The sequence below is a fragment of the Cellulosimicrobium sp. NPDC055967 genome (assembly GCF_042269845.1).
Taxonomy (GTDB): Bacteria; Actinomycetota; Actinomycetes; order Actinomycetales; family Cellulomonadaceae; genus Cellulosimicrobium.
The window spans coordinates 301,619-314,011 of record NZ_JBHJYJ010000002.1; the positions used below are offsets into that span (position 1 = coordinate 301,619).

At 74.1% G+C, this 12,393-nt stretch carries 10 protein-coding genes and 1 pseudogene; 7 read left to right on the forward strand and 4 right to left on the reverse strand.

Annotated features, from left to right (window positions below; translation table 11 throughout):
• The first annotated feature begins 158 nt into the window (after window positions 1-158).
• Window positions 159-1,919 carry an alpha/beta hydrolase gene (locus ACFC2L_RS04145; RefSeq protein WP_375823036.1) on the forward strand — a complete coding sequence of 587 codons (1,761 nt, stop codon included), beginning with the start codon at window positions 159-161 and terminating at the stop codon, window positions 1,917-1,919.
• A gap of 9 nt (window positions 1,920-1,928) precedes the next feature.
• Here ACFC2L_RS04145 and ACFC2L_RS04150 read toward each other — a convergent pair whose 3' ends face one another.
• Entirely contained in the window at window positions 1,929-3,422 is a 1,494-nt protein-coding gene (locus ACFC2L_RS04150) for a helix-turn-helix domain-containing protein (RefSeq protein WP_375823037.1), read from the reverse strand.
• Between the two features lie 180 nt (window positions 3,423-3,602).
• Between ACFC2L_RS04150 and aceA the strand changes: the two genes are divergently transcribed.
• From aceA to ACFC2L_RS04175, 5 genes and pseudogenes are all read left to right on the forward strand, one after another.
• Entirely contained in the window at window positions 3,603-5,030 is a 1,428-nt protein-coding gene (gene aceA, locus ACFC2L_RS04155) for an isocitrate lyase (protein WP_375823038.1), read from the forward strand.
• 109 nt (window positions 5,031-5,139) lie between these two features.
• Window positions 5,140-6,858 carry a malate synthase A gene (aceB, locus tag ACFC2L_RS04160; protein ID WP_375823039.1) on the forward strand — a complete coding sequence of 573 codons (1,719 nt, stop codon included), beginning with the start codon at window positions 5,140-5,142 and terminating at the stop codon, window positions 6,856-6,858.
• A gap of 201 nt (window positions 6,859-7,059) precedes the next feature.
• The gene (locus ACFC2L_RS04165) at window positions 7,060-7,986 is read left to right on the forward strand and encodes a hypothetical protein (protein ID WP_375823040.1); all 927 of its coding nucleotides are present in this window, start codon (window positions 7,060-7,062) and stop codon (window positions 7,984-7,986) included.
• A 93-nt stretch (window positions 7,987-8,079) separates the two neighbouring features.
• Window positions 8,080-9,201: pseudogene (locus ACFC2L_RS04170) on the forward strand (SulP family inorganic anion transporter); the annotation flags it as partial.
• A gap of 27 nt (window positions 9,202-9,228) precedes the next feature.
• Entirely contained in the window at window positions 9,229-9,855 is a 627-nt protein-coding gene (locus tag ACFC2L_RS04175; RefSeq protein ID WP_375823172.1) for an STAS domain-containing protein, read from the forward strand.
• A 74-nt stretch (window positions 9,856-9,929) separates the two neighbouring features.
• Here ACFC2L_RS04175 and ACFC2L_RS04180 read toward each other — a convergent pair whose 3' ends face one another.
• Window positions 9,930-10,370 (reverse strand): winged helix-turn-helix transcriptional regulator, encoded by a 441-nt coding sequence (locus ACFC2L_RS04180; RefSeq protein WP_375823041.1) that lies wholly within the window; start codon window positions 10,368-10,370, stop codon window positions 9,930-9,932.
• A 153-nt stretch (window positions 10,371-10,523) separates the two neighbouring features.
• Between ACFC2L_RS04180 and ACFC2L_RS04185 the strand changes: the two genes are divergently transcribed.
• The gene (locus ACFC2L_RS04185; RefSeq protein ID WP_375823042.1) at window positions 10,524-10,889 is read left to right on the forward strand and encodes a DoxX family protein; all 366 of its coding nucleotides are present in this window, start codon (window positions 10,524-10,526) and stop codon (window positions 10,887-10,889) included.
• A 4-nt stretch (window positions 10,890-10,893) separates the two neighbouring features.
• On the opposite strand, the gene ACFC2L_RS04190 is transcribed toward ACFC2L_RS04185, so the two are convergent.
• Together ACFC2L_RS04190 and ACFC2L_RS04195 are read right to left on the reverse strand one after the other, a co-directional pair.
• Window positions 10,894-11,754, reverse strand: a complete 861-nt coding sequence (locus ACFC2L_RS04190) for a phosphotransferase (RefSeq protein WP_375823043.1) — start codon at window positions 11,752-11,754, stop codon at window positions 10,894-10,896.
• 72 nt (window positions 11,755-11,826) lie between these two features.
• Window positions 11,827-12,393 (reverse strand): hypothetical protein, encoded by a 567-nt coding sequence (locus ACFC2L_RS04195; RefSeq protein ID WP_375823044.1) that lies wholly within the window; start codon window positions 12,391-12,393, stop codon window positions 11,827-11,829.

Here is a 12,393-nt window from a genome sequence, read left to right on the forward strand (position 1 = left end):
TCGGGCCGGGCGACCGGCGAGGTGCTGCGGAAAGACTGGCGCGGTCCGCGGGTCCGGGCGCCCGGGGTTCACATCGTGGACCCGCCCTCCGCCGACCGAGCCGCGGGAGCGGCGCGGTTCGACAGGACGGCGTGGAGCGCCTCGCCTACGCTCGCGACGTGCAGCCCACCGTGACGGAGACCCGTGCCCCCGAGACCGTCGACGAGGAGCCCGCGCGGCACGGAGCGTGGGGACGGTGGCTGCGGCGGTTCTCGGCGACCGGGCTGGTGCTCGCGCTGCTCTGGTTCTGCCTGTCGTTCACGCCCTCCCTCATCCCCCGGGCCTGGTACTACCAGGCCGTGATCTCGGGCGTCAGCGCGGTCGGCGGGTACGGCGTCGGGGCGTTCGTCGAGTGGTTCGCGCTCAAGGTCGGGCTGCGCCTGCGGTGGACGGCGCGCGCGAGACGGGTCGCGTGGTGGGTGCTCGCCGGGGCGACCGTCGTGCTCGTCCCGCTCTCCCTGATCCTCGGCGCCCGCCGCCAGATCGAGCTGCGGCACCTGTTCGGCATGTCCGAGGACGTCCCGGGGCGCGAGGTCGCCACGCTCGCGCTGGCGCTCGTCGTCGCGCTGCTCGTGCTCCAGACCGGGCGAGGGCTGCGCCGCGTCGCGCGCTGGGTCGCGCGGCTCGTCGGCCGGGTCGTGCCCGCCCCGGTCGCGCGGTTCGTGAGCGGCGTGGCGGTCGCGGTCGTCGTGGTGCTCGTGTTCAACGGCGTCGTCTGGTCGGGCGCGATGAGCGCGCTCAACTCGATCTACTCGGCCGCGAACGCCGACGTCGACCCCCGCCTGACGCCCCCGGCCCAGCCCGAGCGGTCCGGGTCGGCGGCGTCCCCCGAGACGTGGGACTCGCTGGGCGCGGAGGGCCGCAAGTTCGTCGTGTCCGGGCCGACGCTCGACGAGCTGACCGCGTTCGCCCAGGCGGGCGACGTCGTCGACCCCGCGGACGTGCGCGAGCCGATCCACGCCTACGCGGGCCTCGACCCCGACGGCGACCTCGACGCCACGGCGGCGCGCGTCGTCGACGAGCTCGACCGCACCGACGCCTGGGACCGGTCGGTCCTCGTCGTCGCGACGACCACCGGGACCGGCTGGGTGGACCCCGGCATGGTCGAGGCGCTCGAGCTCATGCACGGCGGCGACACCGCGATCGCGAGCATGCAGTACTCGTACCTCCCGAGCTGGATCAGCTTCGTCGGCGACCGCACGACCCCGCCCGCAGCCGGCAAGGCGCTGTTCGAGGCGGTGTACGCACGGTGGTCGCAGCTCCCCGAGGACGACCGCCCGCGCCTGGTCGCGTTCGGCATCTCGCTCGGGTCGTTCGGCATGCAGGGCGCGTTCAGCGGCGTGCAGGACGTCGAGGCGCGCTCCGACGGCGCGATGTTCACCGGCACGCCCGGCTTCACGCCGATGTGGCGCGAGCTCACCGACGCGCGCGACCCCGGGTCGCTCGAGTACGCGCCCGTGCTCGACGACGGCCGGCAGGTCCGGTGGGGCGACCCGGTCGCGACCGGGGTGGCCGACCTGTGGGGCCCCGGCCCGCGGTGGGACGAGCCGCGCGTCGTCTACCTGCAGCACGCGTCCGACGGCGTCACCTGGTGGGGCCCGGAGACGCTGTGGTCCGAGCCCGACTGGCTGCGCGAGCCGCGCGGCCCCGACGTCCTGGGCGACGTGCGGTGGTACCCGTTCGTCACGTTCTGGCAGCTCACGGGCGACCTGTTCGTCGCCGCGGCGTCGGACATCCCGCCCGGCCACGGCCACGTCTACAAGCTGGAGTACGCCGACGGCTTCGCCGCGCTGCACGCCCCCGACGGCTGGTCGGACGCCGACACCGCGCGCCTCAAGGCCGCGATGGACGCGCCGACCGAGGGCGGCTCGATCGGCTGACGCCCGCACTCACCGTGGGGCGTGGGACTCGAGGAACGCGTACACCTCCGTGGTGTCGACGCCGGGGAACGCGCCCGTCGGCATCGCGGCGAGCATCGACGCGTGCGGGCGGGCGCTCGGCCACGACTGCCCGGCCCACCGGTCCGAGAGCGCGTCGGGCGGGCGGCGGCAGCACGCGCCGTCGGGGCACCGGGAGACGAGGCGCTCGGTGGTGTCGCGGCCGAGGAACCACTTCACGTGCGCGAACGGCACGCCGACGCTCACGGAGAACTCGCCGTCGGCGGACGCCTGGACGCGCGACGTGCACCAGTAGGTGCCGCTCGGGGTGTCCGTGTACTGGCTGAACGGGCTGAGCCGGTCCTCCACGGCGAACACCGTGCGCGCGGTCCAGCTCCGGCACACGTACTGCCCCTCGACGGCGCCGAGCGGGTCCGCGGGGAAGCGGACGCCGTCGTTCTCGTACGCCTTGTGGATGACGCCCGACTCGTGGACCTTCATGAAGTGCACCGGGATGCCGAGGTGCTTCGTCGCGAGGTTCGTGAACCGGTGCGCCGCCGTCTCGTACGACACCGCGAACGCGTCGCGCAGGTCCTCGATCGAGATCTCGCGCGCGTCCTTCGCGGCCCGCAGCGCCTTGACCGCGTGCCGCTCCGGCAGCAGGAGCGCCGCGGCGAGGTAGTTGGCCTCCACTCGCTGGCGCAGGAACTCGCGGTAGTCGCGCGGCTCCGCGTGCCCGAGCACGTGCGGCGCGAGCGCCTGGAGCAGCGCCGACGTCGCGTTGGACCGCCCGCGCATCCCGTCGCTCGGCAGGTAGACGCGGTGGTGCCGCAGGTCGAGCACCGAGCGGGTCGAGTGCGGCAGGTCGCCCACGTAGTGCAGCGTGAACCCGAGGTGGGACGCGAGGTCCGCCGCGACGCGCTGGGGCAGCGGGCCGCCCGCGTGCCCGACGCCGTCGAGCAGCTCGGCCGCCGCGTCCTCGAGCTCCGGGAAGTAGTTGTCCTGCGCGCGCATGGTCGCGCGCAGCTCCGCGTTGGCGCGGCGCGCCTCCTCGGGCGTCGCGGCACGCTCGGTGTGCAGGCGCTGGAGCTCCCGCTCCAGCGCCACGATCGTCTCGAGCGCGTCCGTCGGCAGCGACTTGCCGACCCGGACCGGGCGCAGCCCGAGCGCGTCGAAGAGCGGCCCCCGCTGCGCGCGCTCCAGCTCGATCTCCAGGGCGTCCCGGCGCGACGGGGGCTCGGGCGAGAGCAGGTCGTCGAGGCTCGCGCCGAGCGCCCGCGCGACCGCCTGGAGCAGGGCGAACTTGGGCTCGCGCTTGCCGTTCTCCAGGAGGGACACCTGGGACGGTGCGCGGCCGATGGCGGCGCCGAGCTCGTCGAGCGTCATGCCTCGCGCGGTGCGCAGGTGCCGGATCCTGCGGCCGATCGTCAGGGCGTCGGGCTCGCTCTCGAGCGGGATTTCCGCATGTTCCGCGATTCCGGCCGGTCGCGTCGTCGGGATAGCCATGACTGAGAGTGACACGCGCCACTCCTTCCGCACAAGAGAAGAAGTGTGGTTCTTTCGCTCGATCTGGCTTGAGACGGGGTTGCCGGCGGGAGGAAGGTCGAAGCACGGACCTCGCCGAGGTCCACCGACCGGCCCGTCCGGTCCGCCCCGAGCGGACCGGCGCACCACCAGGAGGCACCCGTGAACAGGCCCACCATCGTCAGCCGCCGCTCCCCGTCCGAGTACGCGGGCGGCGCCCGTCCGCTCGGTGCCGTCGCGACGACGGCGGACGTCGCGGGCCGCACCCCGGGTCCCGCCGGGAGCGCCGGTCCCCGCCCCGGCGACCAGACCCAGACGGCGGCCGAGGTCGCCGAGCAGTGGGCGACCGACCCGCGCTGGGACGGGATCGAGCGCGACTACACGGCCGAGGACGTCGTCGCGCTGCGCGGCTCGGTGCGCGAGGAGCACACGCTCGCCCGCCGCGGCGCGGAGAAGCTCTGGGAGCAGATCCACACCGAGGAGTGGGTCGCCGCGCTCGGCGCGTTCACCGGCAACCAGGCCGTGCAGCAGGTGCGCGCCGGACTCAAGGCCATCTACCTGTCCGGGTGGCAGGTCGCGGCCGACGCCAACCTGTCCGGCCAGACGTACCCCGACCAGTCGCTCTACCCCGCCAACTCCGTGCCCGCCGTCGTGCGTCGCATCAACAACGCGCTCCTGCGGGCGGACCAGATCGAGACGGCGGAGCGTTCGGGGGCCGACGACGAGCCGCGCCGTGACTGGCTCGCGCCGATCGTCGCCGACGCCGAGGCCGGGTTCGGCGGCCCGCTCAACGCGTACGAGCTCATGCACTCGATGATCGCCGCGGGCGCAGCGGGCGTGCACTGGGAGGACCAGCTCGCGTCGGAGAAGAAGTGCGGCCACCTCGGCGGCAAGGTGCTGGTCCCCACGAGCCAGCACATCCGCACGCTCAACGCCGCGCGTCTCGCGGCCGACGTCGCGGGCGTGCCGTCGGTCATCATCGCCCGCACGGACTCGCTCGCCGCGGACCTGCTCACGTCCGACGTCGACGAGCGCGACCAGCCGTTCCTCACGGGCGAGCGCACGTCCGAGGGCTTCTACCGGGTGCGCCCGGGGCTCGACGCGGTCGTCGCGCGCGGCCTCGCGTACGCACCGTACTCCGACCTCATCTGGGTCGAGACGGGCGAGCCCGACCTCGAGCTCGCGCGCACGTTCGCCGAGACGATCCACGCGCAGTACCCGGACAAGAAGCTCGCCTACAACTGCTCGCCGTCGTTCAACTGGAAGAAGCACCTCGACGACGCCCAGATCGCGAGCTTCCAGAAGGAGCTCGCCGCGATGGGCTACGCGTTCCAGTTCATCACGCTGGCCGGCTTCCACGCCGTCTCGCACTCCATGTTCGAGCTTGCGCGCGGCTACGGCGAGCGCGCGATGTCCGCCTACGTCGAGCTCCAGGAGGCCGAGTTCGCCTCCGAGGCCGACGGCTACACCGCCACCCGCCACCAGCGGGAGGTCGGCACCGGCTACTTCGACCGGGTCGCCACGGCTCTCAACCCCGACGCCGCCACCCTCGCGCTCGCCGGGTCCACCGAGACCGCCCAGTTCCACTAAACCCTCCCCTCCCGCGAGAGAGAACCCGCGCGCCCGAGATAGAGCTCGCAGCGCTCTACCTCGAAGCTCGCGGTTCCATCTCGCGGGAGCACGACCTTCGGAGCACGCCATGACCACGCTGACCACGACCACCTCTCCCCCTCCGACGTCCCCCTCTGCGCCGAGCAGCCCGCGTGTCACCGGCACGCTGCGCGTCACGGGGACGCTGGGCGAGCGCTACCGCGAGATCCTCACGCCCGAGGCGCTCGACTTCCTCACGCTGCTGCACGACCGGTTCGTGGCCCGCCGTCACGAGCTGCTCATGGACCGCCAGCAGCGCCGGCAGGACGTCGCGGACGGGATCGACCCCGACTTCCGCGCCGCGACGCGGCCCGTGCGCGACGACCCGTCGTGGCGCGTCGCGGGCTCGGCCGGCGCGCCGGGCCTCGACGACCGCCGCGTCGAGATCACGGGCCCGACCGACCCCAAGATGACGATCAACGCCCTCAACTCCGGCGCCAAGGTGTGGCTCGCGGACGCCGAGGACGCCTCCAGCCCGACGTGGCGCAACGTCGTCGAGGGGCAGCTCGCGCTGCACGACGCGATCCGCGGCACGCTGACGCACACGACCGGCACGGGCGACCACCGCAAGGAGTACCGCCTGCGCTCGACGACGCTCACCGACCTGCCGACGATCGTGTTCCGCCCCCGCGGGTGGCACCTCATCGAGAAGCACATGCGGTACGTCGACCGGGCCGGGGTCAGCGTGTCGGCGTCGGCGTCGCTCGTGGACTTCGGGCTGTACGCGTTCCACAACGCGCGCGAGCTCGTCGAGCGCGGCCGCGGGCCGTACTTCTACCTGCCCAAGCTCGAGGGCTACCGCGAGGCCCGGCTGTGGAACGACGTGTTCGTGCTCGCCCAGGAGTACCTGGGGCTGCCGCAGGGCACGATCCGCGCCACCGTGCTCATCGAGACCCTGCCCGCCGCGTTCGAGATGGAGGAGATCCTCCACGAGCTGCGCGACCACTGCGCCGGGCTCAACGCCGGGCGGTGGGACTACCTGTTCTCCGTCATCAAGGCGTTCCGCACGCGCGGCGACTCCTACGTGCTGCCCGACCGCGCGCAGGTCACCATGACCGCCCCGTTCATGCGGGCGTACACCGAGCTGCTCGTCGCGACGTGCCACAAGCGCGGCGCGCACGCGATCGGGGGGATGAGCGCGTTCATCCCCGACCGGCGCCGGCCCGACGTCACCGAGCGCGCGTTCGAGCAGGTGCGCGCCGACAAGCGTCGCGAGGCGACCGACGGGTTCGACGGCACGTGGGTCGCGCACCCCGACCTCATCGAGGTCGCGCGCGGCGAGTTCGACGCGGTGCTGGGCGACCGCCCGCACCAGGTGTCGCGGCTGCGCGACGACGTCGAGGTGGGCCAGCACGAGCTGCTCGACATCGGCTCGGCACGGCGCGCCGGGGCGACCGTCACCGCCGCGGGGCTGCGGTCCAACGTCTCCGTCGGGGTGCGCTACCTCGAGTCGTGGCTGCGCGGCGTCGGGGCCGCCGCGATCGACCACCTCATGGAGGACGCGGCGACGGCCGAGATCTCGCGGTCGCAGGTCTGGCAGTGGATCGCGTCCGGCACGCGCACCGAGAACGGCGTGCCGATCACGCGCGACCGCGTCGAGGCGCTCCTCGCCGAGATCGTCGACGACCTGCCGCGCACGCCGGGCAACCGCATCGACGACGCGGCGAACGTGTTCCGTGCCGTCGCGCTCGCCGAGGACTTCCCGACGTTCCTCACCATCGGTGCCTACTCGCAGTTCCTGGTGGGCTCGGAGGTTGACCAGCCGTAGACCCCCGCCGAACACGACCTTGGTGTCGCTATCCGCGCGATAACGACACCAAGGTCGTTCTCGGGGGCGGGCGGCGTCGTGGTCGACCGTGGGGCCCCCGGGTCGCGTGGTGGCGGCGGGAGGTCGCGGTGTGGGAGCATCCGGCCACGCGCGGCGACACACCCGTCGTCCGGGCGCTCGCCCGCACGAGCCCGGAGCACCATGAGCAATCCCTTCGCGCCGCCGAACCAGTCGACGTCGGGTCCGTCCGGCCCGCCCCCGGCGGCTCCTGGATCACCCCCGCCTCCGCTCCCGGCGTCCGGGCACGCGGCCGCCCCGCCCGCCGCCGCACCGGTCCCCTTCTCGCCGGCACCTCCGCTGGCTCCTCCCGGGTACGGGCCCGCCCCGATCGGCCACGGCCCCGTCCCGCCGGGGGCCGCGCCGACAGGACCGCTCCCTCCGGGCCCAGGCCCGACGTACCCGGTCGCCGGGCTCCCCGGCCTGCCCCCGCCCGCCGCGCGCCGCGGGCTGTCGCGCACCGCCGTCGGGCTGATCGTCGGCGCGGCGTGCCTCGCCGTCGGCGGCGGCGTCGGCTTCGCGGCCGGGGTCGCGAGCGACGCGGGCAGGCAGATCGCCGACTGGTACACCGCGCCGACCGACGACTGGTCCGACGACGACTGGTCCGGCGAGGACTGGCCCGAGGGTGAGTGGGAGGGCTCCGGCACGCCCGACGACCCGTGGTTCTTCGACGGCTACACGATCGGCGGGGAGGAGTGGGAGGTCCTGCTCGACCCGCCCTACGAGGCGACGGCGGAGGTGCTCGCGCACAGCGACGTCAACGCCGCGCCGCCGGAGGGCACGGAGTACTGGATCGTGCCCGTGACCGCGACCTACTTCGGCCCGAGCTCCCAGGTCACCGTGTCGGGCGCGGTCGACCTGGGCTTCGTCGGCGACGACGGCGTCGTCGCCGACGGCCAGTGCGGCGCGGTGCCCGACGCGCTCGTCGGTACGGGCATCATCGGCACCGACGACACCGTGTCGGGCAACGTCTGCCTCGCGGTCCCGGCGGGCGCCGCCGGGCTGTGGACGCTCTCGCTCGAGGGCTACGAGCCCTGGTACCTCACGGCGGACGACCCGCTCGCGAGCTGACCGGCGTCCGAGGCGCGGGCGTCGCCGCGTTGCTGTGGTCGCCCTGCCCCTACCGTGCCAGAGTCTCCCCATGGCGCAGCCGCGGGAGACCCGATGAGCCTGCGGCCGGTGCGCGCCGTCCACGCCTGGTGGGACGGTGTCCGACCCGCTCCGGGGACGTTCTGGCGCTCGGCCGGCGCCGGTGTGCCGGGCGCCGTCGGCGGGGTTCCCGACGGCATGGCGACCGCGACGCTCGTCGGCGTCAACCCGATCCACGGCCTCTACGCGACGGCGATCGGCCGCATCGCGGGCGGCCTGACCGTCGACTCGCGCCTCATGATCGTCACGACGACGAGCGCCGCCGCCCTCGCCGCCGGCTCGGCGCTCGCGGGGGTCGACGGCGAGGACCGGCTCGCGGCGCTCATCCTCCTCACGACGCTCGCCGGGGCGTTCATGGTCGTCGCGGGGATCGTGGGGCTCGGCCGCCTGACGGGGTTCGTGTCCCACTCGGTGATGACGGGGTTCCTCACCGGGGTCTCGGTGAACATCCTCCTCGGGTAGCTCGACGACCTCACGGGCGCGGACCCGACGGCGTCGCTCGCCGTCGCGCAGGCGTACCAGGTGCTCCGCTCTCCCGGGACGTGGGACCTGCCGACGCTCGTGGTCGGCCTGGGTTCGGTCGTCCTGCTCCTCGTCCTCGGCCGGACGCGTCTCGCCCCGTACGCCGCGGTCGTCGCGCTGGTGGTGTCCGCCGTCGGGGTGTGGGCACTCGGCGCGACGTCCGTGCAGCTCGTCGGGGACGCGGGCGAGATCCCCGCCGGCCTGCCCTCCCTCGCGCTGCCCGACCTGGGCGTCGTCTCGGTCGACGTCGCCGTGGGCGCGCTCGCCGTGGCGGCCATCGTCCTCGTGCAGGGCGCGGGGGTCGCCGAGTCGGTCCCGAACCCCGGCGGGCGTTGCGCCGACCCGAACCGCAACTTCGTCGGGCAGGGCATCGCGAACCTCGCGGTGGGGTTCTTCCGCGGCATCCCGGTCGGAGGGTCGGTCGGCCAGACGGCCATCAGCACCTCCGCGGGGGCGCGCGACCGCTGGGCGGGGGTCATGTCCGGCGTGTGGGTGCTCGTCGTCCTCGTCGCGCTGTCCGGGCCGGTCGGGGCGGTCCCGTCGGCGACGCTCGCGGCGCTGCTCGCGGTCGCGTCGGTCGGGTCGATCCGGCTGTCGGCCATGGCGACGGCGTGGCGCACGGGCAGCCAGTCCCAGGTCGCGATGGCGACCACGTTCCTCGCGACCCTCCTCCTGCCCGTCGCGGCCGCGGTCGGCATCGGCGCCGCCCTGTCGATCCTGCTGCAGGCGAACCGCGAGTCCCAGGACCTGCGGATCGTCCGCCTCGTCCCCCTCGCGGAGGGCCGCTACCGCGAGGAGCCGGCGCCGGAGCGGCTCGACGACGGGACGGTCACCGTGCTCGACGTGTACGGGAGCCTGTTCTACGCCGGTGCCCGCTCGCTCGAGGCCGCGCTGCCGGAGCCCGCCGACGCGCACGACGCCGTCGTCGTGCTGCGGCTGCGCGGCCGCGCGAGCCTCGGCGCGACGGCCTTCACCGTCCTCGCGCACTACGCCGACCGGCTCGGCGAGGGCGGTGGCCGGCTGTACGTGAGCGGCGTCGACCCCGAGCTCGCGGAGAAGTTCGAGCACGTCATCGACGTCCGGCTGCACGAACGCATCGCGGTGTACCCGGCGCGGCCCGTGATCGGCGAGTCGACCGCAGACGCGACGCGGCACGCGGAGGCGTGGCTCGTGCGCGGCGTCGAGACGACCGAGATCCCCGTCGTGCGCCCGGACGGGGCGATGAAGCGGCTGTGGTCGCGCGTCCGGTCCGCGCTGCACCGCGACTGACCGGCTGCCGTCGCGGGGCCGTCTCTGAATCGTCGCCAAGCCGTCGCCAGGCCGTCGCGGGGCGGCTCGACGGCTCAGCCCGCGGCGGCGCCGCGCGCGTCGAACCGGTCCCGGTGGTCGCGGATGGTGGTCGTGTTCTCCATCGCCCACTCGACGAGCGCGAGCACGGGCGGCAGGAGGGTCGCGCCGAGGTCGGTCAGCGCGTAGTCGACGCGCGGCGGCACGACGGCGTGCACCGTGCGGCTCACGAGCCCGTCGCGCTCGAGCTGGCGCAGGTTGAGCGTGAGCATGCGCTGCGAGATCCCGTCGATGCCGTGCAGGAGCTCGGTGAACCGCTGCGGCCTGCCCGAGAGCATGCCCAGGATGAGGACGCTCCACTTGTCGCCGACCCGGTCGAGCACCGAGCGCACCTCGCTCGTGGCCTCGGCCGCGGCGCAGCCCCGGTCGGCCGGGATGCCGTGCCGCTCCGCGAGCTCGCGCACCCCGGGCACGTCCGTGCTCGGCGTCGTGGTCATGGGGTCTCCGTCTCCTCGGCGTGCGGCTCCGTGTGCCTCTCGCACACGGGTGTGCCTTGTGTAGCGCCGCCCATGGTTACCCATCATGTGCCCAGGCACAAAGAGTGACCGGCCACCCCGGGCCGTCGCCGCCTCCCCTCGAAGGACTCACGCATGAACGTCGCCCTGTGGATCGCCTCCGGTCTGCTCGCCCTCGCCTTCCTCGGCGCCGGGCTCATGAAGGCCCTGCGCCCGATCCCCGTGCTCCAGGAGCAGATGCGGTGGGTGACGCCGGAGCGCACCGCGGGCGTGCGCGCGATCGGCTGGCTCGAGGTCGCGGGCGCCGTCGGCGTGGTCCTCCCCTGGGCGCTCGGCGTCGCCCCGGTCCTCACCCCGGTCGCGGCGGTCGGGCTCGCGCTCACGCAGGTCGGCGCGATCCCGCTGCACGTCCGGCTCGGCGAGGCCAAGGCCGTGCCGGCGAACGTCGTGCTGCTCGCCCTCGCGGTGTTCGTCGCCGTGGGACGGTTCGCCGCGCTCTGAGCACTCAGCCCAGCGCGTGCACGAAGTCGACCCGCTGGGCCGCGAACCACGCCTCGTCGTCGCGGATGGCGTCCCCGACGCCGTCGTCCCACATGCGCTGCCAGCCGCCGCCCCGCGTCTGCGCCGCGTACCGCATCGCGTACCAGCTCCGCGCGAACCGCTGCGCCAGCACGTCGAGCAGCGCGAGCCGCTCCGAGCGGTCCAGCCCGTACGCCTCGGTGAGGATGCGCGCGCGGCGCGGCGCGTCCAGGTCCCGCAGGGCCTCCGGCCGCCTCTCGGGCGCGCTCACCGGCGCCCAGTAACGCAAGGTCGTCGCCACGTCGAGCAGGCGCGTGGTCGGCGCGGCGAGGTCGAAGTCGACCACGCCGACGAGCCGGTGCGGACCCTGCGGGTCCTCGCCGGCCGGGACGAACAGCGCGTTCTCCACCGTGAGGTCGTTGTGCCCGACGACGTCCGGCACGTCGAACACGTCCGGCACCTCCGGGAACTGCACCCGCTCGGGCCACGCGACGCCGTCGGGCAGGACGACGTCGCGCGACACGGCGTGCAGGTCGCGCTGCCACGTGCCGAGCTGGACGAGCACGTCCTCGTCGGCCGCCCAGGCGTGCGACGGCCGACCGCCCATCTCGCCCGGCAGGAACGTCACGACCTCCCGACCGTCGTCGTCGACACCGAGGAACCGCGGCGCGCGCTCGAAGCCCGCGCGCTCCAGGTGCAGCAGGTACGCCTCGACCGCGGGGCTGTGCGGGCCGCGCGGACGGCGGACCGTGTCACCGCGCCGGACGATCCCGTCCGACACGTCACCGCCCAGCAGGGGGACCTCGACGCCGTCCGCATCGTCGCGGTACGTGAGCAGATCGGTCATACCCGACACCCTCGCACGGGCACCGGCTCCCTGACCAGCGCTGCGACCACGCTGGAGACACAGGACGACAACTCAGCGAACGAGGCGCCAGGCACAACTCGCGTCATCGACCACACCGCGGTCCCGTAGCGCGCGGAGACGCCCCCGGACCGCCTCGGCCTCATCGGCCGGGAACCGTGCCAGCAGCGCTTCCTCCGGTACCCAGGTCGTGTAGAGGTCGGTGTAGTCGCAGCAGCGCTGCAGGGCACGGACGACCTCGAGCTGGTCGTCGTCGAGAAGACCGAACCGCTTCCAGAGCGCCAGCCCCCCGCCGGCGACGGTTCCGAGCCCACCTGTCGTCCCGGCGCTGAGCAGGTCGACGAGGAAGCCGACCACGACGGGCACGAGGCCGTCCCGGATCCCGTCCACGTGGATGTACATGCGCGTCCGCATGAACATCATGCCCATCTGACCTGGGGCGACCTCGGGCGACTCGGTGACCGTGCCCACCCTTCCGCCGACCTCCTTGAGGATCGAGAGCAGCTCGCGGGCGACGACCACCTCGTCGATCCTGCCCGGGTCGACGACCACTCCTGCGGAACCGAGCCAACGGCCCGGGTCGAAGTCGTCGACGAAGAATCCCTCAGCGGCCGCCGTCAT

Coding starts and splice junctions, on each gene's coding strand:
- ACFC2L_RS04150 (WP_375823037.1), bottom strand. CDS start 3,422: ATGGCTATCCCGACGACGCGACCGGCCGGAATCGCGGAACATGCGGAA.
- ACFC2L_RS04180 (WP_375823041.1), bottom strand. CDS start 10,370: ATGACCACGACGCCGAGCACGGACGTGCCCGGGGTGCGCGAGCTCGCG.
- ACFC2L_RS04175 (WP_375823172.1), top strand. CDS start 9,229: ATGGCGACCACGTTCCTCGCGACCCTCCTCCTGCCCGTCGCGGCCGCG.
- ACFC2L_RS04195 (WP_375823044.1), bottom strand. CDS start 12,393: ATGACGGCGGCCGCTGAGGGATTCTTCGTCGACGACTTCGACCCGGGC.
- ACFC2L_RS04190 (WP_375823043.1), bottom strand. CDS start 11,754: ATGACCGATCTGCTCACGTACCGCGACGATGCGGACGGCGTCGAGGTC.
- aceB (WP_375823039.1), top strand. CDS start 5,140: ATGACCACGCTGACCACGACCACCTCTCCCCCTCCGACGTCCCCCTCT.
- ACFC2L_RS04185 (WP_375823042.1), top strand. CDS start 10,524: ATGAACGTCGCCCTGTGGATCGCCTCCGGTCTGCTCGCCCTCGCCTTC.
- ACFC2L_RS04165 (WP_375823040.1), top strand. CDS start 7,060: ATGAGCAATCCCTTCGCGCCGCCGAACCAGTCGACGTCGGGTCCGTCC.